We start from the raw sequence: 26,096 nt of genomic DNA on the forward strand, positions 1-26,096 counted from the left end.
GGGCGACGGACCCCATACCGCCCCGCCTGCGCCCGTGATCCCTCCGCGCGCCCTCAACTCCCTGTTCCCGTTCCACTACAGTGCTGCGCAGTCTGCGGAGTCGCTGCGAGGCTCATGGGGAGGGAGGGACTCGTGAGCTCACCGTCCGGGGCCGTCTGGGGCCGTGCAGAGCAGCAGGACTTCCGGAGCAGAGTGCGGGGCTCTCTGCTGGGAGGGGCCATCGGGGACGCCCTCGGCGCGGGGGTCTCGGCCCTCACCCTGGAGGAGATCGGGGCTGCGCACGGCCCCGACGGCGTCACCGACTTCGTTCCCGCGTACGGCCGCAGAGGCGCCATCACCGCCGCCACCCAGCTCACGCTCTTCACCGTCGACGGGCTGATCCGCGCCCAGGTCCGCAGGGACACCGGTGCCTGGCATCCGCCGACCGATGTGCACCGCGCCCATCTGCGCTGGGCCGCGACCCAGCGCGACTGGGGGCCGGACGTGCGCCGCAAGGACAACGGCTGGCTCGCCCAGGAGGAGTGGCTCTACGCCCGCCGCGACCCGGCACGCTCCTGTCTCACCGGCTTCGGCGACGACATCATGGGCACGCTCGACAGGCCCAAGAACCCCACCGCGCGCGACGCGGGCGCGCTGGTACGGTCCGCGCCGTTCGGGCTGCTCGTGGGCTGGGAGCCACAGCTCGTCTGCCAGCTCGCCGTGGAGTGCGCCGCCCAGACGCACGGTCACCCGGCCGCGTATCTCTCGGCCGGTGCCTTCGCCGTGATCGTGCACGCGCTGGCGCGCGCGGAGAGTCTCGACACCGGTGTGCAGCGCGCGCTCGCCCTCCTCGCCCCGCGCCCCGGGCACCAGCCCGTCACGGAGGCCCTGCAACGGGCGCTCGGCACCGTGCGCCAGGGGATTCCGGGACCCGGACGCGTCTCCGCGCTCGGCGAGGGAGGCGCCGCCGAGGACACGCTCGCCGTCGCCGTCTACTGCGCGCTCGTCAGCGAGGACATCCGCCACGGGCTGCGTCTGGCGGTCAACCATGACGGCCCCTCGTGCGCCACCGCCACACTCTGCGGCTCCCTGCTCGGCGCGCTCCACGGCGAGACCGCGCTGCCGCCCGCCTGGCTCGCGGAACTGGAGGGCAGGCCCGCGCTGCTGGAGATCGCCGACGACTTCGCGATGGAGATGACCCAGGGCCCCGCCCTGCACAGCCCCGGCGTCACCGCCTCGGGCTGGCTGGCCCGCTACCCGCGCGGCTGAGCAGGGTCGAGGATGGTAAGCGGAGCACCGCGCCACTGCGCCGGTCCCCGGCCCTACTCATAGGTTGGCGACGGATTCGATGCGTTGAACTGTGCCGTCTTCGAGGTAAGCGATCACGCCGATCGCGAGTGCCTGGAGGCCGAGGAGTGCCCTTGCCCGCGCGTGCTCGGGGAGGTTCGCGACGGCCTGCGTGGTGTGCAGGACGCGCAGGATGGCGCGTGGATCGCGGTAGGTGAGTCTCGTGGTGTCCCTTTGGGTGAGGGAACTGGTCACCACGATGTGCGTGATGACCTTTCGGCGCCGCATCTGTATCTGGTCCACGGCGACCCGTCGCAGTACGGGCAGGCCGTTCGGTGCGCCCGGTAGGACGTATTGTGCGGCTTCCTCGGGTGTCTGGTGGTCCTCCACGTTGCCGACGGGCAGTACGAGGTGTCCGTGGCCGGTCACGTCTGCGGTGAGCAGTCCGTCAGCCCCGACGGGGACAAGCACGGTTACCCCCGTCACCGGGGGCCGCCAGTTTTCGTACGGGGCCCGTCTACGGGGAAGTGGGACGGAGGGGTGGACGGGTGGTATCACGACTGCCCGCCGGTGGCGACGGCGTTCACGATGTCCGCGAGGTGCTGGGGGCTGCTGGTGCCGGGGATGGGTGCGATGTGAGGGCCGAGTTGGAGCAGCCAGGACAGGGGGGTGGAAATGTCCCCGCCCCGTGCGGCGCTCCCCGCGTCGAGCGGACGGTAGGGCACGTACGGGATGCCGTGGTCGTGGCAGAGTTCGAGGACGGGATCGTAGCGCTGGTGGATGTTGAGGACGTTCTGCACGGCCGCGACGGTGATCTCTTTCGTCACGCGGTGGAAGTCCTCGGGGACGATTTTCGACAGGCCGATGTGTCCGATCTTGCCTTCGTCCCGGAGGGTCTGGAGGGTGCCGATCTGGTCCGCGACGGGCACCTGGGTGTCGATGCGGTGCAGGTAGCACAGTTCCAGCCGCTCGATGCCCAGGCGGCGAAGGCTCGCTTCGACGCAGGCCCGGAGGTATGCCGGGTGGCCGTGAGGGGCCCAGTTGTCCGGGGCGGGCCGCAGCATGCCGACCTTCGTGGCGATCAGCACTTCCTCGGGATAGGGGTGGAGGGCGTCCCGGATCAGGTGTTCGACGGTGTGGGGGCCGTAGGCGTTCGCAGTATCGATGTGCGTGATGCCGTACGTGTGGACGGCCTGGTGGAGCACGCGGATGGCTTGGTCCCGGTCGGCCGGGTCACCCCAGGTGCCGGGTCCGGTCAGACGCATGGTGCCGAGCCCGATCCGGGAGACCGTCTTGCCGGCGATGGTGATGGTGCCGGCCGGGGGCGTGTTGTTCATAGCGCGGCCTCGTTGAGGCAGATCTGGAGCGCGCGTTCGACGGCGCGGGCCTGACTGCCGGGGTCGCTGGTCACGCGCTGGTGCGGGATCTCGTCTTCGGCGAGGAGCGCGTGCGTGTATCGGTCGACGAGCGTGCGGTAGCGGGCGTCGTAGTCGTGTTTGTGCTCGACCGGCAGGGCCGGGTCCAGGACCGTCGCGAGGAGCAGGTCGTACTTCGGGCCACGGGTGGAAGCGAGGAGCCGGAGCCGTTCGCGTTCCAGGCGGTTCGGATGTTCCTGGCGCCATTCCTGGGCCGCGTGGAAGTAGGCGAGTGCGTCCCAGGCGGCACGGTCGGCGAGAACGACCTGGATGGGATCGGGGCCGGGCCGGGCGGCGGCGGTGATCTCGTCGGCGATGCCCTGCGCGATGACCCACTCGGTGGAGGCCGCGGTGTGCCGCTGCATCTTCGGCAGAGGCACGAGTGCGGCGCGCTTCCCGAGCCCGCCGGTGCGGGCCACGGGGATTCCGTGGCCGCGCAGTTCCATCTCGATGCGCTTGAGCAGCATGGTCTTGCCGGTGGAATGGGCACCCATGACGCCGATACGGATGGGCGGGGTCGTGGTCACCACAGGGTTGGTTCCTCTTCTGGTTCGGGGGCTCCGGGCAGGCCGGGCGGCACGGCCGCGGCGACGAGTTGGTCCCAGGTGTCGTAACGGGCGGCCATGGCGGTGAGGAGCTGCGCCGTGGCGTAGGCGTCGAAGGTGGCGCGGTGCCGCTGTGCGGGAGCCGCACTCAGATCCGGCTGCACGTGCTCGATCAAGGCATCGAGGCTGTACTTCGGCAGGCCGGGGTAAGTGGCCTTGGCCAGGCGGAGTGTGTCGAGCACGCCCGCCGGCTGCCACTGCGGGAGGTGCGTTTTCAGTACCCGGTAGTCCACATGCGCGTGGTGGGCGCAGATCCACGAGCGGCCCAGCAGCGTATGGACCTGGTCGGCGATCTCCTCCCAGACCGGCTCGCCCTCCAGCCGCTCGTTGGTGAGGCCGTGGACGCGAGCGGCGAAGGGCGTGACGGGTTGCCGTGGCTTGGTCAGCCATGCCCCCGCCGTGCTCGTGTCCGGTCGCCCGTCGAGTACGGGAAGGGCGGCGACCTCGACCAGGTCGGGCGGGTTGGTGCCGTTGCCCTCGACATCGACGACGAGCAGCGGGGGCCAGGACGAGAAGTTCATGTGCTGGTGGTTCCGTTCTCCGCCGTCCAGCCGATGGAGGCGCGGCCGTGCCGGCGGTAGTGGTGGGGCTTGGCGTGGTCGTGGCACTGGTAGCCGAAGCCGTGCTGGAGGAAGTAGCGCGGTGGTTCGTCCAGTCCCTCCACGACGATGGCACGGTCGTTGACCTCCACCTCGCCCGTCGCGCCGAGGACGCGGGCTTCCTGCGTGACCTTCGCCAGATCCGGTTTGACCCACGCCGCCTGGCACCGCGCGATCTGCTCTGCGGGGCAGATGTCGCACAGCTCGCGCACACCGAAGTGGCCGTTGTAGTCGGCCTCGCCGTGCGCGTACGCCACGCCGCAGCTCGTCTTGCGGAACAGCGCGCCCCAGGAACCGCCGGTGTCGAAGGCGCTGAGTATCCGCTGCTCGGCGATCTCCGGCATGATCTTCCGCCGCGCCGTCTCGTCGTACGGCATCGGCAGGCCGTGCGACTCGTAGTAGGAGGCGATCTCCTCGCGGAAGAACAGTCCGGTGAAGACGGTGGCGTGCGCGTGCCGGGACAGCTCCCGGGCCCGCTCGATGTCGGCCTCGGAATCATTGAGTCCGGGCACGATGGGCCGCCAGTACAGGACCGTGCGGTAGCGCTCGGCGTGCTCGTACAGGGTGCGCAGGCTCTCTGCGGCGATGCGGGAGTCCACGGGCTCGATGGCAGGGTTGTCGATGTTGGAGTGCGTGACCAGCACGGTCAGGCGCAGGTTCGTGAAGCTGTTGAGGACGGCACAGTCCTCGGGGGACACCCGCCAGCGCGTGATGACCAGGACGTGGTTGGTCAGGCCCTGCTCGTCCAGTTGCCGGAGCACGTTGAACACGTGCGGCTTGACGATGGGCAGCATGGGGTCCGTGGCCCGGTTCAGAAGCTGGACCGGCGTCTTGTGCGCCCGGAAGTACGGGTGGCCGACGAGGCGGCTGACGGCCTCCTCATCGCTCATCAGACGCCGGGGGACCTTCATCTCGAAGTTGTCGAAGAGGTGCCGGACGCAGTACCCGCACTCCAGCGGGCAGCCGACGATCCAGTTCAGCGACAGCCCGGACTTGCGGTACTCGATCACGTCGGCGAGCGACGGCTTCAGCGCGCCGATCTTGTCGGCGGACAGGATCGGCAGAGCACGGCGCGGAGCATTGACAGGTGCGGTCATGGGGTCCTCCTTGGTCAGGGGAAGGATCAGGCGTCGCTGGGGGTGGACTGGAGTTGGACGGGGCTTGCGAGGAGCGTGCGGCGCCCCGCCCCGAACCAGGTGCCGAAGTCCCGGCGGGCGGCGTCGGGGTCGTCCGAGGTGTGCACCAGATTGCGGACGAGGCGCCTCTCCGCGAGCGCGGCGGCCAGGCTGTCGTCGCCCAAGTCGCCGCGGATCGTGCCGCGTGCGGCCTGGGTCGGATCGAAGTGCCCGAGGAGCTGCCGCAGCCGGTGGTGGAATCCGGGCTCGCCGTGGGCCAGCGCGACCGCCACGGGCCGGTCGGCGTACATCGCGTCCAGACACGCGGGGATGTCCCGGCCGGGGAACCAGTCGGCGTCCACGAGCAGGTCCCAGTAGTGCACGTGAGCCTGCCACGCCTGCGCGGTGATGCAGCTGCGGTCGGTGACGGTGACGCCGGTGGCGGCGATCCGTTCGAGCACGGCATCCACAAGGTTCCGCTCCACGGCATCCGGCTTGCACAGGATGACGGCCCAGCGGTCGAAGTCGATGTCCTCCACCACGGCACCGCTCGGAGGCTTCCGGCTCACTGCTCGCCCCCGGTGGTCGCGCAGGACGGCCAGCGGTGCCCCAGGAGCCAGCGCAGGCCCGGGGTCAGCGCGTCGAGGAGATCGCGGCTCACGGCGTCGGTCCGGTCGTGCTCGATCTGGCGGTACACCTCGAACAGCAGCAGGACCTGCTGCCAGTACGCGTCAATGTCGAGGCCCGCGATGTCGTCGGCGCTGTACTGGGCCTTGTTGGTACGCAGAGCCTCTTCGTGTTCCAGGACCCGCGCGATGGTGACCGCGGCCGTCTCCCGCGGCATCGCCGGAAACGCGAAGTGCCGGGGGTTTTGCCGGACATCCGCCTCGGCCAGCACCCTCTTGACGCGCTCGGCGTTCCGGTCGTTGACGTGCGCCGACCCGATGAAGTGCGTGTACGTCCCCAGCTCCAGGCCGAGCTGGACGGCCGCGTACTCCTGGATCATCGTGAAACTGAACACGTCGCTGAGCAGACCGCAGTCCAGATCGTTGGCCCGCATGGTGCACACCATGTGCAGACGTCCGCCGCGCAGGAGGAGATGCAGCCCGGCCAGGCACGCCATGTCAGGGTTGTCGCTGATGGCCAGCTCGGTGGCCGAGAAAACCGGGAGGTAGCCGCGCTTGCTGTCGGTCTCCGTACGCAGCAGCTCCAGGACCCGGTCGAACGGTGAGACCGTGTCGCCGTCGGCGGGGTTGAAGAGGGTGTAGCCGTAGGCGGACCCGCCGAGGTGGACGCCATCGGGGGAACTGGAGCGCATCGACGGCGCGTAGTAGCCGATCATCTCCACGTCCCGGCGCCCGGCGAGATACCAGAGCGCTTCCGCGAACTGGAAGACCGGGTTGGCCCTGCGCGTCACCAGGTAGGGAAGTCGCTGGCGGGGGTCGGGCAGCCGGAAGCCGACACCGATCACCTCTCGGGCGTCGTTACCGCGGGCGGCGATGTGGTGTTCGTGGTTGCGGGAGGCCAGGCGCAGCAGATCCAGGTAGGCGCCTTCAACGCTGCGAAAGGCAGGGGCAGTGAGCATGGACTCTCCAGGTCGGTGCACAGCCGCTGACGCGGCTGGTGGACAGAGACGTTGTGCTCTGTGCGGTCCCGGCGCGGAGCCTTGGGCACAAGGTCCTTGGACGTGCCGGTTGTTCGGTGCCGGGGGTCTTTCACCGTCCGCCGGGAGGCATGAGTCCGCCGATCCGGCGGACGGTCGTCCATGCCTTGAACTCCTGCTCGCGTGGCGCCTGATTGCCGAGCACGTCGTCGGCAGCCCTGCGGCACGGGGAGGACGACGAGTCGGCGGGGCGGAGGGAGCGGGCTTCGGCGAGGCATCGGGCGAGTTGGGTCGGACCGGTGAGCAATGGGCCAGGGAAAACCCCCGCCACCCTCCTACCGCTATCAGCGCGCGCAGAAGGTCCAGGTGACGGTGCGGCCGCGGCTGTCATGACAGCTCAGGGTGAGCGCGAGCGCGGTCGACGTCCATGGTGTGCAGGAAGCCTCCCGCACCCTCGATCACCGACGCCACCTCGTCGTACTCCTGCGGCATCAGTGAGATCATGGAGCGCCGGGGCGTCACGACCGCGCGCGCGTCCGAGGACTTGACGCGCTCGACAGCGCTCGTCAGACCGGCACGGCCAACCGGAGGCAACAGCCCCTCGCGGTCCTCGAATTCGCCCGCGATCTCCCAGCCGAGCGCACCGACGTACTCAACGCATTCGTGGCGCAGTCCGGCGAGGTCCGCGTTCGGAGCTCCGCACAGGTAGATGACGCACAGGAACCGGCCGACTTTCGCCGGCGCATCGGCCTTACCCGACGACACGCCGGCTGAGGCATCGACGAGGTTCCGCCGACGCTTGCGGTCACCCCCACTGCGTGCGGGGGGAGTTACCCCCTGCCTTTGGCTGTTCTGGCTGCTGACCATGCATAAATCGTGTCGCCACAATCACACATGGTGAAGAGACGGGGCGTAGGACCCGAGTGACTTGACTTCCTCTCAACTCCTACGGTGCGTAGGAGTTGGGCGAGGCGACTTGCCAAGGTCGTACCGTGCGTAGGGGCTACGCGATCAACGGCACACCGATCAGCTCACTGATGGTCCGGACACGCGCGGTTGAGACTTTTGCGATACGTGCCCCGATGACGCCCGGCAATGCCTGGTGCTTGACCCACTCCGGGGCATCGAGCCCCACCTCGATCAGGGTCTCGCCCGCCTGGTCGTAGAGGCCGGTGGAGCACTGGGCGAGGGCGACATCGAGTTTGTACCTATTTCGTGCGACCTTGGACATGCTCTTGGGAAGGTGCTTCATGTCCGGGTGGTTGGCGAGCTTGAGGGCGCGCCCGTAGTTCTTCAAGGCCACGTGGATGCCGACTGCCTCCGTCTTTGCCGCCGTCGGTCCGAAGCTGGTCCCGTACAGCTTTTCGTCGGTGCCCAGCCTCGCCGCTGCGGCATGCGCCTGTGAGTGGGCGGTTCGTAAGGTGATGTCCTTTTCTGGCTGAGGTGGGAGCAAGGACGCTGGTGGAGGTTCGGTCGGCTATTGCTTTCGAGCGAAGTTGCCGGTGTCGGCCTCGGTGAGGATGCCGAGTTTGACCAGGCGTTTCAGTTTGGCGCGGGTGCCTTCGACGTTCTTCGGCAGCAGTTCGTGGCCGAGGGCTTCGCAGACGTCCTTGGCCCGTAGCGGCCCGGTCGTGTGGTTGAAGGCGGCAAGGATGCGGGGGTAGTCCGGATGCTCGGGCAGGTCCGGCGCGACGGCCGGGAGCCGGTCGGCAAGGCTGGTGACGGTCTTGCGGGTGATCGCGAGGTGCTCCAGGTGCATCTCGGCCTCCCGCAACCGGGTCTGCAGGCCGTCGATCTGCGCACGAAGGTCGTCGGCCAGGGCCCGGGCGGCGTCTTCCTGCAGGTCCAGGGCATCGAGCAGGGGCCGGAGGTTCACGCCGCCACCGCCGCCGTCTCGCGCCAGGTGGGGGCGTTCGCGCCGGTGAGGCGCCGGGTCATGACGTGGGTCATCGCCCAGTAGACGCGGGAGACGGAGGAGGACGGGCGGTGCTCGTAGTCGCGGACCAGGCGCCGGTGCAGTATCAGGATCCCGTAGGTCTGCTCGACCCTCCACCGCTTCGGCTGCGGCACGAACCCCTTGACCTGCGGGTTGCGTTGGACGATCTCGACGTCGATCCCCAGGCCGGCGCCGTGCGCGACGACCTGGTTCTTGAAGCCCTGGTCGACCAGGGCTTTGCGGACACTTCCGCCGGCGTGCTCGGCGACCTGGTCCAGCAGGAGATTTCCGCGGCGTTGTCGTGGGTGTTCGCAGCGAGGACGACGACCGCGATGACCAGGCCGAGGACGTCCACGGCAAGGCCCCGCTTGCGGCCGGGCACCCGCTTGGCCGGATCATGGCCACTCGTGGAGACGGGGACCCCGGCGGCCACATGGACACTCTGGGTGTCCAGCACCACCAAGGTCGGGTCCTCTAATCGTCGGGCGCGTTCGCGGACCTGGCAGCGCAGGAGTTCATGGATGACCTGGTCGGTCCCGTCGTCCCGCCAGGCGGCGAAGTAGTAGTACGTCGCGCTCTTCTGCGGCAGGTCGTGCGGGAGATAGGCCCACTGGCAGCCGGTCCGCCCCTGGTAGAGGATCGCGTTCACGATCTCCCGCATGTCGTACGCGCCCTGGTGGCCGCTGACCGAGCGGTGCCGGCCCTTCCACGCGGTGATCACCGGCTCGATCAACGACCACTGCTCGTCCGATAAGTCACTCGGATACGGCTTGCGTTCACTCACCCGAACACATCACCAGATCAACAACCGCGGACCGGCAGATTCCGCCCCGCTGCCACACCATCAGGCGACAGCAGAACCACTCAAAGACTCACGAACCGCCCACTGAGATGTAATTGTCGGCCGCTGTCTCGTCCTCGCGCCGCGATGCCGCTACGGCTGCGGAGATCATCAGGCGTCCGTATGCGAGCAACTGAGGGCGGGTCGCCCTGCTGAAACTCGGTTCGATGGCAAACGCCGCGCGCTCGGCCACGGCGACAGCCTTCGGTGTCTTGGCACCTCGGAGGTAGATCCACGAGAGTGTTGACTCAAGCAGCGCCGTCATTACGGGGTCGTCCGCCTCCTTGGCCATCAGCTTCGCGGACGTGAGCGCGCTCAAAGCGAGATCCCGTTGCCCGAAGCCGTTCGCACAGGACGCGGCAACACGATACGTACTCGCCAGGATCAAGCCCAGTTGCTCACGCTCGACGCCGGTCGCACTGTCGTATCGGGCCTGTCCTTCGATGAGGATCCTTCCGGCAAGGCTGCTTACCTTCGCCGTGTCACTCTTCCAGTAGGCGGACCAAGCGAGGTCACGTGCCTGTCCCAGATCCGCGACGCTGCTGGGGTCGTCGATGCCTTCCCACTCTCCGAGGGCGCTTTCATGCACAGCGTCGGAGAGCTGACGGAGCGCGGCACGGTCGCCGCGATCCATCCCGCGACGGGGAGCCTGCTGGCCGAGGATCACGGCTACGTCCGTGTTCAGTGCGCTGGCGAACTTGAGCAGCGACCCGACCGACAGCTCACCGCGGTCCTGCTCGGCCTTCTGAACCAACGCGTACGACACGTCCGCAAGCTCGGCCAGTCCGTGTTGCGTCAGATCGCCCCGTAGGTGCTTGATCCGCTTACCTGTCGTCAGATCGGCCCAACTACTCACGGTTCACCTCAATGGGTTGACTCGGGCGCGGTAGCTTCCCATCCGATGGTAGGTCCATGCCGGTGTATGCCCGCGAGCGCTGGTCGAGCGCGTGGACAGCACCCGCCCTTACTCCTTGTCGGGTACCCAATGACAACGGCCCCGCACTGTACGGACCGGCCCCGCACCGGTACGCCCGCGCCTGCGCGTTACGGGCGTACGGGCACACCAGCCCGTACGCCCGTATCCGCCAAGCCTCATCCGCCCGCTCAGCCGTCCGAGCCCTCCCGGCCCGGGAGCTTCGCGTCGGTCGGTTCGGTCGGACCCGCCTGGGCCGGCACCCGCAGCGACGCCGCCGTCAGACCGGAACCGTCGCCGTCGCCCTCGCCGTTGATCCGCGCCAGCAGTACATCGCGCTCGTCGGTGGGCTCCGGCTTCAGGAAGCCGATCGCGATGTACAGCACGAGCGAGACCGCGAGCGGGATCGAGACCTGGTACTGGAGCGGCACTCCGCCCTCGACGTTCCAGCTGATCGGGTAGTTGACCAGCCAGAAGGCGAGCAGCCCCAGTGCCCAGCTCACCAGCGCCGCCGTCGGCCCCGACCTGCGGAACGGCTTGAGCAGGCCCAGCATGAACGGGATCGCGATCGGACCCATCAGACCTGCCACCCACTTGATGACGACGGTGATGATGTCCTTGAAGGTCGGCGAGTTGACCTGGGTGGCGACCGCCATCGACAGCGCCAGGAACGAGATGGTGGAGAGCCGGGCCGCCAGCAGCCCCGCCCGCTCCGACCAGCCGCGCGCCGCCTTGGAGAGGGTGGGCGCGATGTCCCGGGTGAAGACCGCGGCGATCGCGTTGGCGTCGGAGGAGCACATCGCCATGGTGTGAGAGAAGAAGCCGACGATGACCAGGCCCAGCAGACCGTGCGGCAGGAGCTGTTCGGTCATCAGGGCGTACGAGTCGGACGCGTCCGGCTTCTGCGCCTCGACCAGCAGCGGCGCGCACCACATCGGGAAGAAGAGGACCAGCGGCCAGACGAGCCAGAGGATCGCGGAGAGACGCGCCGAACGGGTGGCCTCCCGGGCGGTCGCCGTCGCCATGTAGCGCTGCGCCTGGTTCCACATACCGCCGTTGTACTCGAACATCTTGATGAAGAGGAAGGCCAGCAGGAAGGTCACGGTGTACGGCCCGGCCGTCGGGTCGGCATGGCCCTCGGGGAGCTTGTCCCAGACCGTCCACAGCGCGCTGAAGCCGCCCAGCTCGCCCATGACGGCGACCAGCATCGCGATCCCGGCGAAGAGCTGGATGATGAACTGGCCCAGCTCGGTGAGGGCATCGGCCCACAGCCCGCCGACCGTGCAGTAGATACCGGTGATGACACCGGTGATGAGGATGCCCTGGTTGAGGGAGATCCCGGTGAAGACCGAGAGCAGGGTGGCGATGGCGGCCCACTTGGCGCCCACGTCCACGATCTTCAGCAGCAGCCCGGACCAGGCGAGCGCCTGCTGGGTCTTCAGGTCGTACCGGTTCTTGAGGTATTCGAGCGGGGACGCCACATGGAGCCGGGAGCGCAGCCGGTTGAGCCGGGGCGCGAAGAGCTGCGCGCCGATCCCGATCCCGATGGCGATCGGCAGTGACCAGGTCACGAACGAGGTGACACCGAAGGTGTAGGCGATGCCCGCGTATCCGGTGAACATCACCGCGCTGTAGCCGGACATGTGGTGCGAGATGCCCGACAGCCACCAGGGCATCTTGCCGCCGGCGGTGAAGAAGTCGCTGACGTTGTCTACACGCTTGTGCGACCAGAGGCCGATCGCGACCATCACACCGAAGTATGCGATGAGCACGATCCAGTCGAGGCTGTTCATGTGCCCCCTCCAGGGGTCCGCCTTGTGAACGATCGATGCTCTTCGTCAGTACGTCCGGTCAGCGGTTCCCCGTGCGGGAGCGGGGACTTCGGGGATTGAACCGCCTGGCGCGGCGGTGGGTCAAGGGTTTCTCCGGTCATAAATGTGAACTCAGATCAGAAAGCCGAACGATTTTACTTGTTCTTGACCTTCAGGGGCGTTGTCGTGATCGTGACGACGACCACACGATGAGCGAGCACTTCGTCAGGCTCCGGGCATGGCCCGGACATCCGGACATACGGAAATGACCGCACGGGATGCGGGTCCCCTGCGGTCGGGAAAGGAGCCGGGAAGGCGGCGCGCGCGCAGTGGGTGCGCGCAGTGGGCGCGCGGAGCGGGCGCACGGAGTGGGTGCGGAGCGGGCGCGGAGGCGGGCCGGGGCGGAGGCCGGAACCGGGCCGGGCATGGCCGAGCCCCCTCGGCCAGGACGGCGGACCGGTCGAGAGGGCTCACTCAGTGGTGCGGGTGCGGGTGTGGATGCAGGGCGTTGAACGACCTCAGCCGAGGTCGAAAGCGCCCTTGTTCATTTCCTGCACGAAGGCATTCCATGACGTGGGGACGAAGGAGATCGAGGGGCCCTCGGGCGCCTTCGAGTCCCGGACGGCGATGGACTGGACGACGGGGGACCTGACCTCTACGCAAGCGCCGTTTCCGCCGGAGTACGAGGACTTGGTCCACGAGTCCGTAGCGCCCTGAAGAATTGCCATGTTCGCTCCGGTTCAGCGAGTTGTGGGGAAATCGCGCCAACCTCTTGCTGGCATGATCGACGCTACTCGCCTCACTCGATGGGCGGGATGGACGTTCACTCGTCCTGGTTATTTCTCCCGGCACAGCCTTACGTACCAAGGCAGTTGAGGTGTACGGTGCCTCCGCTTCGGACCGGACGGCGCCGTGCTTCGGACCGGACGGCGTTCCGCTTCGGACCGGGCCGTGCCCCCGCGGACTTCAGCGAGCGTATTCCTTGGCGATGTCCGCGATGAACTGACGGGTCTGATCCACATTCAGGGCCTGGGCGCGCAGATGCTCGTACATCACGCTGTACCGCTGCACGTCATTGGCTTTCTCCAGATAGAGATCGCTTGTCACGCCCTCGATGTAGACGACGCTGGAGTCCGAGGCGTCGGGGAATTCGAGAACCGCGTAATGCCCGCTGATCCCGGGGTGCGCGCCCATGTGGAAGGGCAGTACCTGCACGGTGACATGGGGGAGCTGCGACTGTTCGACGAGACGCTCCAACTGCTCGCGCATGAGCTGCCGGTTGCCCACGACCCGGCGCAGCGCCGCCTCGTCCACCACGGCCCAGAGCCGCAGCGGGTTCTCGGTGGAGTTGATCCGGTCCTGGCGCCTGAGCCGTACCCCCACCCGCTTCTCGACATCGGGTCCCGCCGACTCCGGCAGCGCGCCGTTGATCAGAGCCTCGGCGTACGGGCGGGTCTGGAGCAGCCCCGGGACGACCTGTGGCTCGAAGACCCGCAGCGAGGCCGCGTCCGTCTCCAGTCCGATGTAGACGCTGTACGGGATGTCGCCGAAGGCATGCCACCAGCCCTGCTGACGGGAATCCTTGGCCATTTGCATCAGCGAGTCGACGATGCGGTGGTCCTGGACCTCGTACACCCCGCAGAGGTCGCGGACATCGCGCTGGCTGATGGAGCGGCGGCCGTTCTCCAGGCGGCTGATCTTCGACTGCGAGACCAGCAGCCGCTCCGCCACCTCCTCGGCCGTCATGCCCTTGAGCTCGCGAAGCCGGCGCAACTCCTGTCCCAATCGGCGTCGCCTGACGGTGGGGTTGACGTTGGACGCCACGGAAACTGCACCTCCGACTGCGTAGCTGTACGTATCTACCGCTCAGCAGACTGCCACCAAAGGTCCCAACTGCGCTGGGAAATGGCCACAGAGGCAAATGCGCCGTTGTGCGCCGTCAGTCGCGGCTTCCGGTCGCCCGCCCGGCGACGGCCCGCCGACCGCCCGTCGGCCCGCCGGTCGCTTCGGCCCGCCGGAGCTGTCACGGGGCTGTCACGACGTCGCTACGGGGCCGCTACGAGTTCGCGAGGGGGGCCGGCGCGAGATGGGGGCGCGGGAGGGGCGCGGAGGCCGGGAGATGGCCGTCGGGCGACCACCAGGGGGCGTCCAGGGGCTGCCGGGGGTGTCAGGAGCTGTCAGAGGCTGTCAGGGGCTGTCAGGGCGGCGCCATGGGCCGTGAGGGTGCTGGGGCGGGCACGGCGGGCTACGGCGGGGCGCGACGGGCCAGGGCGGGCGCGGAGACCACGGCGGGCCGCGACGGGCCCGGGTTCGGGCCGGGGTTCGGGCCGGGGCGCCGGGCTCGTGGGCGGGACGCGTTCGGGCCGGGGTGCCGAACTCGTGGGCCGGGACGCGTTCGGGCCGGGGTGCCTGGCTCCTGGGCCGGAACGCGACGCGCGGGGCAGTCTGTGAAGTCAGACTGCCCCGCGCGTCTCTTGCGGCTCCCGAACCGGCTCTGGGGACGTCGGTGCGACGGTGTTCGGTGGTGCTTCTTCCGTAATGCCTGTGCGGTTGTCCTCGACTGCCGTCCGCCGGTGTTCAGTGCGCCGCGACGCGGGCCATGCTCCCGCGGTGCGGCTGCATCGGCACACCCGACGGCCGCCCGCCCTGAGCGCTGGGTGGGGCGCCCTGGGCGGGGTTACGGCGCTGCTGCGCGCCCACGCCGTTCTGGACGTCCATCACGGCGTGCGCCACGAGACCGCCCATCGGGTCGTGCCTGATCAGGTCCCGGAGCCGGGAGCGCGACGAGCGCCCCTCGTTACCGGGGTAGAGGTGCTTGCCGAGTCCGACCGCGTGGGCCAGTGCGGCGAGCGCCGCGGTCCGCGGGTCCGGTGGTACGCCGGTGCGGATCGCACTGTCCAGCCGGGCCCTGATTTCCCGGCTGATCGCCGTGTCCGTCGCCTGATAGCGCGTCGTCGGCAGCACTCCGCACATCTGGCCCGCCACGGCATGAACCATGCCGCACCGCTCCAGATGCGAGAGATAGGTCTGGCGCAGCCCCAGTCGGGGCCCGCCAATCCAGTGGACGGCCCGAACCGGGCTGCCGCGTCTGCGCAGCAGTTCCAGCGCGGAGTCCAGAGTCGGATCTCCGGTCGGCCGTGGCATCACCACGGCGATACGATCCCCGTCAGGGGCTATCCGTCCTGCCAGAGCCAGCTCCACTAGCTGTGCTCCGGCCAGGCCGAGGTCGAGCGACTGCGGCTGCGCTGTGGTACCCGTGGCCGGGTCCAGAGCGAGCAACAGAAGCTCCTCCGGAATTGTTCTGCGGCTCCTGCCCATCCATGCCTCCCCGCGTGGATGAATGACAGGGTGACCCCTCTCACATTGGTCTGTCGAGAGTGCCTGGGTGCTTTGTGCGGGAACCGTTATGTATGTCGTTCTCGTCTAGCACGGGGGCCGAGGTCCCAGAGCAGGACACTGATAGATGGTTCGGACAGTCCGGTACGTCGGATGAGACACGAAGGAGACACGGTGGCGGGCGAGTCCCCCGGCAAGTCGGAGCAGCGGAATTCCCCGGGGGAGACGGCTCCGGGCGAACGTGACCCGAGGCTCGCGGTCTTCCGAGAATCGTCGCCGGAGGCGAGGCCGTCGGCCGTCGCAACCGCAAATCGTACGGAGGATTCCGAGACCCGGGACACGCCCCCGCGGTCCTCGTCCCCCGACCGCACACTGACCCTGACCCCCGGAGCCGCGCCCCGGACCGCAGCGTCGTCCGGGGGAACGGCCGGGGGGCCGAGCGGGGGAGCGGCTTCCGAGGACGCCGGGACCACCAGGACGGCCGAGGCCGCCGAGGACGAGGGCGGGGACGAGGGCGGGGAGCGGGAGCCCGAGGGCGCGCGGGACGGTAAGGCCGACGGCGGTGACGGCAAGGCCCGCCGGGACGGCTCCTCGACGCCGGACAAGGCCGCGAGTGCCGCCGATGGAGTGCGTACCGCCGCCGGTGGCGCTTCGGCTTCGGCCAAGGGTTCCGATGGCGCCGGCGCCCGCGCCGCCGCCACGGCTGTCGCTCCGTCACGAAGCGGCGAGGACAGGGGCGGTGACTCCTCGTCGGCCGACAAGGACAAGGACGCCGACAAGGACGGCGACAAGAGCCCCGACAAGAACGCCGACACGGACAAGGCCGAGCGCAAGAGCGAGGGCGCGTCCGCGCGGCCCCGCCCGGCCTGGGCCAAGGGCGACGGCGGGGACGGGAAGGACAGCGGGAACGGGAAGGACGGCCGGGACGGGGACGGGAAGGACGAAGAGCCCGTCGACCATCCGACCGCCGTCTTCAGGGCGCTCCCTCGGGAGCGGGTCGACCAGCCCACCACCTCGCTCAAGCTGCCCCGCGAGGCGAAGACCGGGCCGTCGGCCAAGCCCGCGGCCGGACCGACCGTGGAGCCCTCCGCCAAGACGAATGCCGGCTCGGCCGCCGAGCGGAACGCCGCGCCGACCGCCAGGGCCACGGCCGGACCGACCGCCACTCCGACCGCCACTCCGTCCTCCCAGCCCTCCGCCCAGCCGTCCGGTGCTTCTTCTGGTGCTCCCTCCGGTGAGCAGGCCGGTGAGCAGGCCAGTACGTTCGTGCCGCTGCGGAGGAGCGACGTACCGTCGGCTCCCGTCGAGGCCGAGCGGACCCGGCAGCAGCCCATGCCGCCGCTGCCGCCGCTCGATCTGCTCGCCGAGCTGACGAACACCCCGCCGCCGCCCGAGACCCCTGTCCGTACGGCCGTGCGGCGGGTCAAGATCTGGACGCCGCTCGTCCTGCTCCTCCTGGTCGTCTTCGCGGTCGTACAGGCCCTGCGGCCCCTGCCCGCGCCCGAACTGACGCTCTCCGGCGACCCCACGTACACCTTCGAGGGCGGCAAGCTCGATCTGCCGTGGCCCGACGAGGGCCAGGGCGGCGTCGAGGTCGAGGGCGTCGGGACCATCGGTATGTACGGCGAGCAGAAGCCCGCGCCGATCGCCAGCGTCGCCAAGACCATGACCGCCTACGTGATCCTCAGGGACCATCCGATCACCGGCGACGAGGTGGGCCCGAAGATCACGGTGGACAAGCAGGCGGGCGAGGAGTCGAACCGTCCTGACGAGTCGACCGCGCCGATAGAGGAAGGCGAGCAGTTCACCCAGAAGCAGATGCTCCAGCTTCTGATGATCCCGTCGGGCAACAACGCGGCGCGGCTGCTCGCCCGCTGGGACGCCACGTCCGAGGAGGCCTTCGTCGAGAAGATGAACGCCGCCGCCAAGGACCTCGGCATGACCAGCACCACGTACACGGACCCGAGCGGTCTGGAGGCCTCCACCGTCTCCACCGCCGCCGACCAGCTCAAGCTGGGCAAGGCGGTCATGCGCAACGATGTCTTCCGCGAGATCGTGAACACGCCCCAGATAAAGATCCCGGGCGTCGAGCCGATGATCTACAACAACAACCGGATCCTGCTGGAGCCCGGGGTGAGCGGAATCAAGACCGGTTCCTCGACCCCGGCCGGCGGTAATCTGCTTTGGACCGCGGACACGATCATCGACGGTGAGAGCCGGCGGATCGTCGGTACGGTCATGGGCGCCCAGAAGGGTGCCACGCTGGACGACAAGCTCCAGCTCGCGATCACCAACAGCCTTGAGGTGATCAAGGCGGCCCAGGAGGGTGTCACCTCCGCGGCCGTCGTCAAGAAGGGCGAGGTCGTCGGATACGTCGACGACGGGCTCGGCGGCCGTACCCCGGTCGTCGCGACGAAGGACCTGAAGGCGGTCGGCTGGGCCGGCCTCGAGGTGAAGCTCGACCTGGGAGCCGGCGCCGGCCGGCGGATTCCGCACGCGGCCGAGGCCGGCACGGTGGTCGGCGAGCTGACCATCGGCTCGGGCACCGGCAAGGTCTCCGCCCCGGTCGCGCTCCAGAAGGACCTGGCCGAGCCCGGCTTCGGCGCGAAGCTGACGCGCGTGGGCTGACCCGCGGCTCGACCCGTACCACCCGAGGAGGGTGTCCGCACCGGCGCGAGGTGTTCCTTGCAGCGCCGGTGGGGGCACCCTCCTCCGCCGTCGGCACGTGCTAGCGTCCCGAAACGGACATCTGGCCGAACAGCTGGGGAACGCGGCCGGGCAACCGCGACACGCGGGGACGGCGTCCTGGCGTAGGCGGGACGAACACGCCCGCCGTGCACACGCAACATGCCGGAGGGCGGCGGGGGCCGGGCCGGCGCACCGGGCGGGGCAGACGGACGGACGGCGGGACGGAAAGACGTGGAGAGCCGCAGTGACGACCACTGAGCCGACGCGCGCCGACGGCGACACCACCCCTGGCGAGCCCTCCGGGGGCCCGGCCCCGGGAGAGAAAGGGCCGCGAATAGGGCTGCCCGCGCCCGAGCACGACGCGAAGCCCCGCGAGATCGGGCCGGCGCCCCACGAGCACAGGCCGGAACCCCGTGACTCCGGGCTCGGCGACTCCGGACCGCCGCCCCGTGAGTCCGGGCTCGGCGACTCCGGACCGGAGCCCCGCGAGCACAGGCCCCGCGACTCCGGGCTGGGGCTTCGTGAGCCCGAGCCCCGTGAGCCCACCCCGGCGCTCCGTGAGTCCGGGCCGGAACCGGCGCCAGGGTCCGGAGTCGTGGGGCCCGGCCCGGGAGAGCTTCCGTCGGCGTCTCCCCCCGGGCGGCTCGGGCGGGCCGGGCGGCCCAGTACCGGTCCGCGTGCGTGGGTGGAGCGGCACCCGGTCCTCTGCACCACCCTGGTCGCCGCGGCGCTTCACGTGCTGTGGTTCTTCTTCTTCGCGAACAGCGGCGGCGACATCGCGGCCCAGGACGCCTGGGCCGAGTTCGTCGGCCGCTACCCCGACTCCGCGTACAACCTCGCCTGGTACGGCGGGATGCACCCCGTCTCGTACAGCGTCGTCTCGCCGTATCTGATGTCCGTCCTCGGCGTCCGTACGACGATGATGGTCGCCGGGACCGTGTCCGCCGCGCTGACCGCGCTGATCCTGGTCCGTGTCCGCGCCGTGCGCAATCCGGTGGCGTGTTCGGTCGCCGCGGTCTTCGCGTTCCTCTGCAACGCCCTGTCGGGGCGGGTGACCTTCGGCCTCGGTGTGATGTTCGCGCTCGGCGCGGTCGCCGCGGTGTTCTGCTGGCCGCACCGCTGGCGTACGAAACGCTGGGCCAAGGCGGTCGCCGCGGCCCCGCTCGCCGGGCTCGCGACGGCGGCCAGCCCGGTCGCCGGACTGTTCCTCGGCGTCGTCGCGGCGGCGCTCTTCCTCAACAAGCGGCGCCCCGGCGCGTACGCGCTCGGCCTCGCGCCCGCCGTCGTCGTGGCGCTCTCCGCGTGGCTGTTCCCGTTCTCCGGGACACAGCCGATGTCGGTGGGGACGGCGTCGCTGCCCTTCCTGTTCGCGGTGTTCGTGTTCGTGCTCGTGCCCAGGGACTGGCGTACGGTCCGGGCCGCCGCGGCCGTCTACGGCATCGGGGTCCTGCTCACCTATGTGATCGACTCGCAGATCGGGTCGAACGTCTCCCGGTTCGCCATGATCATCGGCGGTGTGGTGCTGCTCGCGGCCCTGCCGTACACCGCGCCCCGGGGCCGGCGCAGATACGCCCTGCTGATCGCGTTCGTCGGACTGAACGTCTGGATCGGCTTCAAGGGCGTGGACGACATGGTGCGTACGGCGCCGACGGCGTCCTGGGCGCGTGAGCTGGCGCCGCTGGTGTACCAGTTGCAGCAGGTGGGGGCGGAGAAGGGCCGGGTCGAGGTGGTCCCGGCCAGAAGCCACCGCGAGGCCTCGGCGCTCTCGCCGTACGTCAATCTCGCCCGGGGCTGGAACCGGCAGGCGGACATGGAGCGCAATCCGCTCTTCTACGACGACACCCTGACCGCCGACAGCTACCGCGGCTGGCTGGACCGGTGGGCCGTGCACTACGTCGTGCTCCCCAAGGGCAGGCCGGACTCGGGCGCGGCCCTGGAGGCGGAGCTCGTACAGCGGGGCCAGCCCTATCTGGAGCACGTCTGGGGCGACGCGAACTGGCAGCTCTTCGCCGTCAAGGACCCGAAGCCGCTGGCCGACCCGCCGGCGACGGTGGACCGCGCGGGCGCGGGCGAGCTGACCATCCATGTGAAGTCGGCGGGCCGGGTGCTGATCCGGATCCCGTACTCGCCGTGGCTGGGGCTGGTGGACGAGGACGGCAAGAGCGTCGTACCCCCGCAGGAGACGGAGGCGTCCAAGGCGGACGAGGACGGCCCGAAGGTCTTCACCAACCCGAACGGCTGTCTGATGAAGGCGGAGGAGACGGTGGAGGGCGACGAATGGACCGAACTCCTGGCCCCCCGCCCGGGGGTCTACCGCCTGGCGGCGCCGTACCAGCTCCCACGGGGGACGGCGTGCCCGGAGGAACTCCGCTGACCGGGTACGCGGGTCGCTGCCGCCCGTACGTGGGCCGTCGTCGCCCGTACGTGGGCCGTCGTCGGCCGTACGTGGGCCGTTGTCGGCCGTACGCGGGGCGCCTCCCGTACGTGGGCCGCTGGCCGTAAGCGGGCCGCCGCCTCCCGTAGGCGGGCCTCGTACGGCCGGCGCGGAGGCGGGCCGGCCGTCGCGGACCCACGCGGCTCGCGGGGCGCTGCCGCGTGGGGCCGGGCAGGGGTCAGGCCACCGGGAACGCCACGTCGCACACCTCGTCCGACGCCGACGCCGCCTCCCAGTCCGCGAAGTAGATCTCACGGCAGGGGCCGCTGACCGTCAGGCCCTGCCGTTCGATCCACTCCTCCACCGCCTCGAACGCCGACAGGATCTGCGGATGCGCCACCCGCGCCTTGGTGACGCGGGTGTACGCCAGACGCTGCGCGGGCTCGACGCGCAGCGTCGCCGTACGGCCGCTCGCCGCCGCGTACGCCTCCGCCTCCGCGACGTCCGCGACCGGGACACATGTCTCCGCGGGCCCGTCGCTGTCCAGGCTGACCTCCGCGTAGTACGCGACGAAGGGGATGCCCGCGACACCCCCGCACTCCGCCGCGGCCTTCGTCAGACGGTCGAAGGCACTTGGGATCCAGCGGGGCAGTTCGTCGGCGAGCAGATGCCTGCGCTCGGTGAGGACGGCCTGCTCCGGTACGTCCACGGTCCTGATCTCGTACATATGCGTTCTCCTGCCGGAAAGTCGGTCACGGAGATGGCCGGCCACCGTGCTCTGCCGGGCGTGGCGTTCCTCGACGTCAGACCAGTACGCCGCGACCGCGTCCGCGGCCCGGTCACCGGGCAGTACGACGATCTCGGCGATCCTGGCCAGCGGCATGTCGAGCTGCCGCAGCAGCGCCACCAGTCTGGCCCGTTCCACCTGGTCCTCGCGGTACCAGCGGTAGCCGGTGACCGTGTCGACCCGGGCCGGGGCCAGCAGACCGAGCCGGTCGTACAGACGCAGCGCCTTGGGCGAGAGCCGCGACCGCGCCGCGAACTCGCCGATCGTGAGCAGTTCCACGAGGTCCCATCCTCCGTCACCGGGCCACCGTCGGCCCGGTGACCCGACGGTGCGCCCTGACCTTGGGTCAAGGTCAACGAATCGTCGGCTTCCGCTGCCGGGCCTCCCCGCGATCCCCCATAGTGAGGCGGCATGAGGTGCGAACGGTGCGGGAGTGGCCGGGGAGGCCCGAGCGGCCGGGGGAGCCGGGGGAGCCGGGGAGGCTGGGGGAGCCGGGGAAGCTGGAGGAGCCGCGGGAGCCGGGAAGGCCCTGGAGGCCCTGGAGGTCCGGGAGGTCCGTTGCCGGGCATGGGCTGCCCTGTGTGCGGTGCCATCACCCGTACCGCCGCCGGTGCCACCACCCGTATCGGTATCCGCCCCGGGACCGGTAGCCATGCCCGTACGGGCGCGAGGGCGTCGCCCACGGCGTTCTCGGGGACCCCGGGGACTCCGGGGATCCCGGGGCCTTCGGCCGAGGTCTCGCACACGCGAAGGCGCGTGCGTGTGCTGGCCACGACGGCGGTGCTCGCCCTCGTGTGTGTGGGCGCCACGGTCGCCGCGGTGGCGGGATCCGGTGGCGGGAACGGCGGGAACGACGCCGAGGACACCGGGATCGTCGCCGTGCCGACCGGGTTCGGACCACCGCAACTGCCGGGGCTGGCCGGCGGCGAGACCGATTCCGGGACCGGGACCGAACCGGGGACCGGGGCCGAACCGGGGACCGGGGCCGGGACCGAATCCGAGGCCGGGGGCGACGTGCCCTCTCCGGACGACGGGGTGACCTCCATGGCCACCGGGTCCGGTCCGGACGCCGGCTACACGGCCTGGGCGGGTCCGGGCTGCGCGAGCGGCGAGTACCGCGAGCACGGCCGCTTCGAGAACGGTGACGCCGCCTGGTACACCGTCACCTCCGGCGGCCACCGGGGCGACACCTGCGACGGCAGGTTCTCCGCCGTACCGATGTCGGGCAGCCCCGACCAGGACCGCGGTTCGACCGCGGTCTGGTCCTGGAAGCTCGGCAAGGGGTACGCGAAGTGCGCCCTCGCCGTCTACGTACCGGACAGCGGCCGGGACCGCGACACCTCGGGCCACCCCACCGTCTACCGCGTTCTGACCGACCCCTCGGACATCACGTCCGCGTACGCGGCCTTCGGCGTACGCCAGACCGCGCACCGCGGCGGTCTGGTGAACGTGGGCAGCTACCGGGTCGAGGGCGAGTCGTTCTCGGTACAACTCCTCGACCGGGGACGCGACTGGGGAAGCCCGGACCGCTACGGCGCCCACCACGCGGCGGCCCAGATGAAGGTCGACTGCGCCTGACGCGCCCGCACTTCGCCTGCCCGCCCCGCTTGCCTCCCCGCCCGCCGAGTGCCGGCGCCGCGTGGGTACGCGGGTGCGCGGGTACGCGGGGTGCCGCGCGCCGTCGTGTCCGTCACCCCGAGGCCAGCAGGCGCAGCGCCTTCTCCTCCGGGGTGCCCGCGCCCGCGGTGTACACGAGCAGGCTCAGTTCGCTGTCCTGCGGGAAGCGGGTGATCTCGTACGAGAGCGTGAGCGGACCGGCCTCGGGGTGGTCGATGCGCTTGAGGCCGTACGCCTTGGTCCGTACCGTGTGCCGCGCCCAGTGGTACCGGAACTCCTCGCTGCGGGACAGCAACTCGTCCACCAACTCGTGCTGTTCGGGGTCGTCCGGGAAGAGCCCGCCCGCGATGCGCGTCCGGTGGCACCGTGTTGCTGCTGGCAGGGGGAACACCACCGGCCGTCGGCACGCCGCCGAAGGGACCCACATACGGATCGCCGTCCGGAGCCGCACACGCCTTCCCGCCCGACCCCACCCCCGGCGGTCCCCAACGCCCGTACGAGCCCGACGTCCCCGGCCCGCGGAACATCGACGCCCTCTCGGCCACGGTCACCGCGGACGGCGCCACCGAGCGGGGCGTACGCGTGGCCTTCGACCGCACCAGCAGGGCCGATACGGGCGGTGCCCCGGCCGGTGCGCGCCGTTTCGTCTTCCTCTTCGACGACTCAATCCGTTTCCGGCCCGAGTCGTTCCCGGTCTGTGCCCGCTCGGTGATCGAGGAGAACGGGGTGGCGGCCTGCCCGGCCGGCTCGCGGGCCGGCCGGGGGACCAGCCACCTCAACCCCGAGGGCACGGCGGAGGTCCTCGCCTTCAACACCCGCTACGGCAACGGCGCGCGCGGTGCCCTGGTCACCATCCCCGCCACGGGCACGATTCTGGAACTCACCTGGGAGCGTGTCACTCCTGTCTACCGACAGAGCGGCTATCTATGGGCACTTGACGAGATTCTGCCGCCGACCCAGGTCCCGCCGCAGGAGCGCGCCGGGACCCGGCGCTTCGAACTGGAGTGGGGCGCCACCCGGCACACCGCCGACGGTACGGTCAGCTTCGCCGAATCGTCGGCCGGGGCGGGTGAGAGGCTGCGGATCGGTCTGTGGAGTTGGTTTGTCACCGGCCAGGTCGCACTGCCCTGGACGACCGCCGTACGGCAGGACCCGTAGGCGGAGACCGATCATCGAGGTCGCTGGGGGATCACTGGGATCACTGGGATTGCTGGGATTGCTGAGTCACTGGGGTCGCTGGGGTTGCTGAGGACACTGGGATCGTTGTGGTTGCTGGAAGGGACGTGGATGGCGTGTTGCCGACATGCGCCACCGAGTCACCGGCCGACCGCGGATCGCGGATCGCGGATCGCGGATGCGGATCGCGGAATCGTGAAACGCGGAGTCAGCGACCGAGGGCCTTGGCGAGCTGGCCCTTGTTCATCGACGAACGGCCTTCGACGCCGCGCTTCCTCGCCTCGGCGTACAGCTGGTCCTTCGTCGGCCCCTGCGCACCGTTCTGGGACCGCTGCCCACCACGCTGCGAAGCGGACTTCGGGTCGCGGAGGGAGGCGCTGCTCGCCGTCTTCGCCTCCCCGGAGCGCGCCCGCTCCTTGTTCACCGTGCGCGACGCGATCTCCTTCGCCCGGCCCGTGGGCGTTCCCCGCTTCTCCGCGCCCTCCTTGATGTGCTCGTACTGACGGTCCCGCTTGGGACTCGAACCTCGCGGCATGGCACCTCTCCTTGAACCAGGCTCCGCCCCTCATGGGCCGAGCGCGCTCGGCATCGGCGCGTACCCGCTGAACCACGGTCCTCACATCGGACCGCCGCGACACGCCCGCCGTTCCCACTGCACGCCCGGAAGCGCCCCGGCGCGACACGGAATGAGCCGTACGGGGGACGGGGCGGGGACACCGCGCGGTCACCTCCCGCCGCCTCTGCCGCGAACCGCTCTGCCGCCTCTGCCGTCTCTGCCGCCCCTGTCCCGGCCTCAGTTGGCCGTGCCTGTCCCCGCCTCAGTTGGTCGTGGTGGGCGGCAGTGAGCTGCCGTTGACCCACTCCGTGACCCCGTGGGAGTGGGGGTGCGCCGGGATCTGGGAGGCGTGGAGACGCAGCCGGGAGGGGGTGCGTTCGATGACCATGAGGGCGGCGTCGTCCGCGAGGTGCTTACCGGTGTGCCTGAGCAGATCTTCGTGGACACGGCGCAGCAGGGCTTCGGGACTCGACTTGGGGAAGGAGGCGACACGTTCGGCGAGCGGATAGAAGGTCCCTTCCGGAGAGCGGGCTTCGATGACGCCGTCGGTGTAGAGCAGAAGGGTGTCGTCGGCCTCGAAAGTGAACGAGTCGGTGCCGTAGACCGTTTCGTAGGGTTCGCACACCCCCAGCGGCGGTGCCGGCGAGTGCGAGTGCAGGACCTGGACATGGTGTCCGTGCAGCAGCAGTGGCGGGGGATGGCCGCAGTTGACCATCTCGGCCCGTGAGGCATGGTCGGGGAGGTCGAGCGTGAGGACGGTGATGAAGTGCTCGCCGTGATCGTGCTCGGTGTCCGCGACCTCGTCCATGCTCCGGCTGACGCTCTCTTCGAGCGCCGTCACCAGCTCGGGCAGTGTGTCGCAGCGGTGGGCGCCCTCACGGAAGGCGCCCAGTACGAGGGACGCCTCCCCGATGGCGTCCAGGCCCTTGCCCCGTACATCGCCGATGACCACCCGGCTGGTTGCGCGGGCGCTACGGGCGATCCCGAACAGATCACCTCCGATCTGGGCCTCGTGCTCGGCGGACAGATACAGCCAGGCCACCCGCAGCGGCCCGACCCGCCGGGGCGGCGGACGCAGCAGCACCCGCTGTGCGGTCTCGGCCACCGACCGCACCCGGCTCAGCTCCCGGCCACGCTGCTCCCGTATCAGACAGATCAACGTCACCATGGTGGAAAGGACGATCAGCGAAATGATCTGCGCGATGTGATTGGTGCTGGTCAGGCCGCCGTGAAGCGTGGCGATCAACACCTCGGCCGACACCGCCAGAGCTCCGATCAGTGAGGTGAGCCGCGGCCCGGCGAAGGACACGGTGAGGGCGGGCGCGACGACCAGCAGCGCGCCCAGATGAACATCCACCGGCATATGTATGTCCACCGCGGTGATTACGACGATCAAGGCGATCGGAACAGTCACGAGACCGCGCCCCATCGGATGCTCCAGCAGCCGATCCGCGCGAA

General features: G+C 70.0%; 22 protein-coding genes and 3 pseudogenes. 5 read left to right on the top strand and 20 right to left on the bottom strand.

The features are described from left to right. The first annotated feature begins 132 nt into the window (after window positions 1-132). Complete coding sequence (locus tag OG214_RS23290; protein WP_363081498.1) at window positions 133-1,248, top strand: ADP-ribosylglycohydrolase family protein; 1,116 nt, start codon at window positions 133-135, stop codon at window positions 1,246-1,248. 57 nt (window positions 1,249-1,305) lie between these two features. On the opposite strand, the gene OG214_RS23295 is transcribed toward OG214_RS23290, so the two are convergent. From OG214_RS23295 to OG214_RS23370, 16 genes and pseudogenes are all read right to left on the bottom strand, one after another. Beyond that, entirely contained in the window at window positions 1,306-1,737 is a 432-nt protein-coding gene (locus OG214_RS23295) for a hypothetical protein (RefSeq protein WP_405985830.1), read from the bottom strand. A gap of 83 nt (window positions 1,738-1,820) precedes the next feature. Further along, window positions 1,821-2,603 carry an aldo/keto reductase gene (locus OG214_RS23300; RefSeq protein WP_405985831.1) on the bottom strand — a complete coding sequence of 261 codons (783 nt, stop codon included), beginning with the start codon at window positions 2,601-2,603 and terminating at the stop codon, window positions 1,821-1,823. Continuing rightward, window positions 2,600-3,211 carry a hypothetical protein gene (locus tag OG214_RS23305; protein WP_405985832.1) on the bottom strand — a complete coding sequence of 204 codons (612 nt, stop codon included), beginning with the start codon at window positions 3,209-3,211 and terminating at the stop codon, window positions 2,600-2,602. The genes OG214_RS23300 and OG214_RS23305 overlap by 4 nt, the downstream gene beginning before the upstream one ends. Continuing rightward, window positions 3,205-3,807, bottom strand: a complete 603-nt coding sequence (locus OG214_RS23310) for an exonuclease domain-containing protein (RefSeq protein WP_405985833.1) — start codon at window positions 3,805-3,807, stop codon at window positions 3,205-3,207. Before OG214_RS23310 ends, OG214_RS23305 begins: the two co-directional genes overlap by 7 nt. Further along, on the bottom strand, window positions 3,804-4,982 hold the full coding sequence (locus OG214_RS23315) for a radical SAM protein (RefSeq protein ID WP_405985834.1): 1,179 nt from the start codon (window positions 4,980-4,982) through the stop codon (window positions 3,804-3,806). Before OG214_RS23315 ends, OG214_RS23310 begins: the two co-directional genes overlap by 4 nt. Before the next feature lie 26 nt (window positions 4,983-5,008). After that, the gene (locus tag OG214_RS23320) at window positions 5,009-5,569 is read right to left on the bottom strand and encodes a nucleoside-diphosphate kinase (RefSeq protein WP_405985835.1); all 561 of its coding nucleotides are present in this window, start codon (window positions 5,567-5,569) and stop codon (window positions 5,009-5,011) included. Further along, complete coding sequence (locus OG214_RS23325; protein WP_405985836.1) at window positions 5,566-6,585, bottom strand: thymidylate synthase; 1,020 nt, start codon at window positions 6,583-6,585, stop codon at window positions 5,566-5,568. The genes OG214_RS23320 and OG214_RS23325 overlap by 4 nt, the downstream gene beginning before the upstream one ends. 405 nt (window positions 6,586-6,990) lie before the next feature. Continuing rightward, window positions 6,991-7,470: a hypothetical protein gene (locus OG214_RS23330; RefSeq protein ID WP_405985837.1), complete on the bottom strand. Its 480-nt coding sequence runs from the start codon at window positions 7,468-7,470 to the stop codon at window positions 6,991-6,993. A 136-nt stretch (window positions 7,471-7,606) separates the two neighbouring features. After that, window positions 7,607-8,008 (bottom strand): annotated as a pseudogene (locus OG214_RS23335) (transcriptional regulator); the annotation flags it as partial. A 72-nt stretch (window positions 8,009-8,080) separates the two neighbouring features. Next, on the bottom strand, window positions 8,081-8,479 hold the full coding sequence (locus tag OG214_RS23340) for a hypothetical protein (RefSeq protein ID WP_331746043.1): 399 nt from the start codon (window positions 8,477-8,479) through the stop codon (window positions 8,081-8,083). Next, window positions 8,476-9,323: pseudogene (locus OG214_RS23345) on the bottom strand (IS5 family transposase). Before OG214_RS23345 ends, OG214_RS23340 begins: the two are co-directional and overlap by 4 nt. A gap of 103 nt (window positions 9,324-9,426) precedes the next feature. Continuing rightward, a pseudogene (locus OG214_RS23350) lies at window positions 9,427-10,236 on the bottom strand (helix-turn-helix domain-containing protein); the annotation flags it as partial. Window positions 10,237-10,484: 248 nt separating this feature from the next. Beyond that, window positions 10,485-12,086, bottom strand: coding sequence for a sodium:solute symporter family protein (locus tag OG214_RS23355; RefSeq protein WP_363081499.1), 1,602 nt, complete (start codon window positions 12,084-12,086; stop codon window positions 10,485-10,487). Between the two features lie 536 nt (window positions 12,087-12,622). Next, window positions 12,623-12,832: a DUF397 domain-containing protein gene (locus OG214_RS23360; protein WP_093602947.1), complete on the bottom strand. Its 210-nt coding sequence runs from the start codon at window positions 12,830-12,832 to the stop codon at window positions 12,623-12,625. Window positions 12,833-13,070: 238 nt separating this feature from the next. After that, window positions 13,071-13,928, bottom strand: a complete 858-nt coding sequence (locus tag OG214_RS23365) for a helix-turn-helix transcriptional regulator (protein WP_363081500.1) — start codon at window positions 13,926-13,928, stop codon at window positions 13,071-13,073. 753 nt (window positions 13,929-14,681) lie between these two features. Beyond that, the gene (locus OG214_RS23370) at window positions 14,682-15,422 is read right to left on the bottom strand and encodes a GPP34 family phosphoprotein (RefSeq protein WP_363079537.1); all 741 of its coding nucleotides are present in this window, start codon (window positions 15,420-15,422) and stop codon (window positions 14,682-14,684) included. A 171-nt stretch (window positions 15,423-15,593) separates the two neighbouring features. Here OG214_RS23370 and OG214_RS23375 point away from each other — a divergent pair, with 171 nt between their 5' ends. Continuing rightward, window positions 15,594-18,068 (top strand): D-alanyl-D-alanine carboxypeptidase, encoded by a 2,475-nt coding sequence (locus tag OG214_RS23375; RefSeq protein WP_405985838.1) that lies wholly within the window; start codon window positions 15,594-15,596, stop codon window positions 18,066-18,068. 745 nt (window positions 18,069-18,813) lie between these two features. Then, window positions 18,814-20,502, top strand: coding sequence for an MFS transporter (locus tag OG214_RS23380; protein ID WP_363079539.1), 1,689 nt, complete (start codon window positions 18,814-18,816; stop codon window positions 20,500-20,502). Window positions 20,503-20,740: 238 nt separating this feature from the next. Here the strand turns inward: OG214_RS23380 and OG214_RS23385 are convergent, their stop codons facing one another. Further along, the gene (locus OG214_RS23385) at window positions 20,741-21,568 is read right to left on the bottom strand and encodes a MerR family transcriptional regulator (protein ID WP_405985839.1); all 828 of its coding nucleotides are present in this window, start codon (window positions 21,566-21,568) and stop codon (window positions 20,741-20,743) included. 483 nt (window positions 21,569-22,051) lie between these two features. Here OG214_RS23385 and OG214_RS23390 point away from each other — a divergent pair, with 483 nt between their 5' ends. Continuing rightward, complete coding sequence (locus OG214_RS23390) at window positions 22,052-22,867, top strand: adhesin (RefSeq protein WP_405985840.1); 816 nt, start codon at window positions 22,052-22,054, stop codon at window positions 22,865-22,867. Between the two features lie 112 nt (window positions 22,868-22,979). Here the strand turns inward: OG214_RS23390 and OG214_RS23395 are convergent, their stop codons facing one another. Beyond that, entirely contained in the window at window positions 22,980-23,333 is a 354-nt protein-coding gene (locus tag OG214_RS23395; RefSeq protein WP_405985841.1) for a hypothetical protein, read from the bottom strand. Here OG214_RS23395 and OG214_RS23400 point away from each other — a divergent pair. After that, window positions 23,273-24,064, top strand: coding sequence for a hypothetical protein (locus OG214_RS23400; RefSeq protein ID WP_405985842.1), 792 nt, complete (start codon window positions 23,273-23,275; stop codon window positions 24,062-24,064). The two genes, OG214_RS23395 and OG214_RS23400, sit on opposite strands and share 61 nt — an antisense overlap. Window positions 24,065-24,290: 226 nt before the next feature. Here the strand turns inward: OG214_RS23400 and OG214_RS23405 are convergent, their stop codons facing one another. Together OG214_RS23405 and OG214_RS23410 are read right to left on the bottom strand one after the other, a co-directional pair. Further along, window positions 24,291-24,617, bottom strand: a complete 327-nt coding sequence (locus OG214_RS23405) for a plasmid stabilization protein (protein WP_363079544.1) — start codon at window positions 24,615-24,617, stop codon at window positions 24,291-24,293. 283 nt (window positions 24,618-24,900) lie between these two features. Further along, on the bottom strand, window positions 24,901-26,052 hold the full coding sequence (locus OG214_RS23410; protein ID WP_405985843.1) for a PP2C family protein-serine/threonine phosphatase: 1,152 nt from the start codon (window positions 26,050-26,052) through the stop codon (window positions 24,901-24,903). Window positions 26,053-26,096: the final 44 nt, after the last annotated feature.

This window comes from Streptomyces sp. NBC_00872, from assembly GCF_045161915.1.
Taxonomy (GTDB): Bacteria; Actinomycetota; Actinomycetes; order Streptomycetales; family Streptomycetaceae; genus Streptomyces.

Coding starts and splice junctions, on each gene's coding strand:
- OG214_RS23300 (WP_405985831.1), bottom strand. CDS start 2,603: ATGAACAACACGCCCCCGGCCGGCACCATCACCATCGCCGGCAAGACG.
- OG214_RS23310 (WP_405985833.1), bottom strand. CDS start 3,807: ATGAACTTCTCGTCCTGGCCCCCGCTGCTCGTCGTCGATGTCGAGGGC.
- OG214_RS23315 (WP_405985834.1), bottom strand. CDS start 4,982: ATGACCGCACCTGTCAATGCTCCGCGCCGTGCTCTGCCGATCCTGTCC.
- OG214_RS23325 (WP_405985836.1), bottom strand. CDS start 6,585: ATGCTCACTGCCCCTGCCTTTCGCAGCGTTGAAGGCGCCTACCTGGAT.
- OG214_RS23330 (WP_405985837.1), bottom strand. CDS start 7,470: ATGGTCAGCAGCCAGAACAGCCAAAGGCAGGGGGTAACTCCCCCCGCA.
- OG214_RS23355 (WP_363081499.1), bottom strand. CDS start 12,086: ATGAACAGCCTCGACTGGATCGTGCTCATCGCATACTTCGGTGTGATG.
- OG214_RS23360 (WP_093602947.1), bottom strand. CDS start 12,832: ATGGCAATTCTTCAGGGCGCTACGGACTCGTGGACCAAGTCCTCGTAC.
- OG214_RS23370 (WP_363079537.1), bottom strand. CDS start 15,422: ATGGGCAGGAGCCGCAGAACAATTCCGGAGGAGCTTCTGTTGCTCGCT.
- OG214_RS23375 (WP_405985838.1), top strand. CDS start 15,594: ATGAGACACGAAGGAGACACGGTGGCGGGCGAGTCCCCCGGCAAGTCG.
- OG214_RS23395 (WP_405985841.1), bottom strand. CDS start 23,333: ATGTGGGTCCCTTCGGCGGCGTGCCGACGGCCGGTGGTGTTCCCCCTG.
- OG214_RS23405 (WP_363079544.1), bottom strand. CDS start 24,617: ATGCCGCGAGGTTCGAGTCCCAAGCGGGACCGTCAGTACGAGCACATC.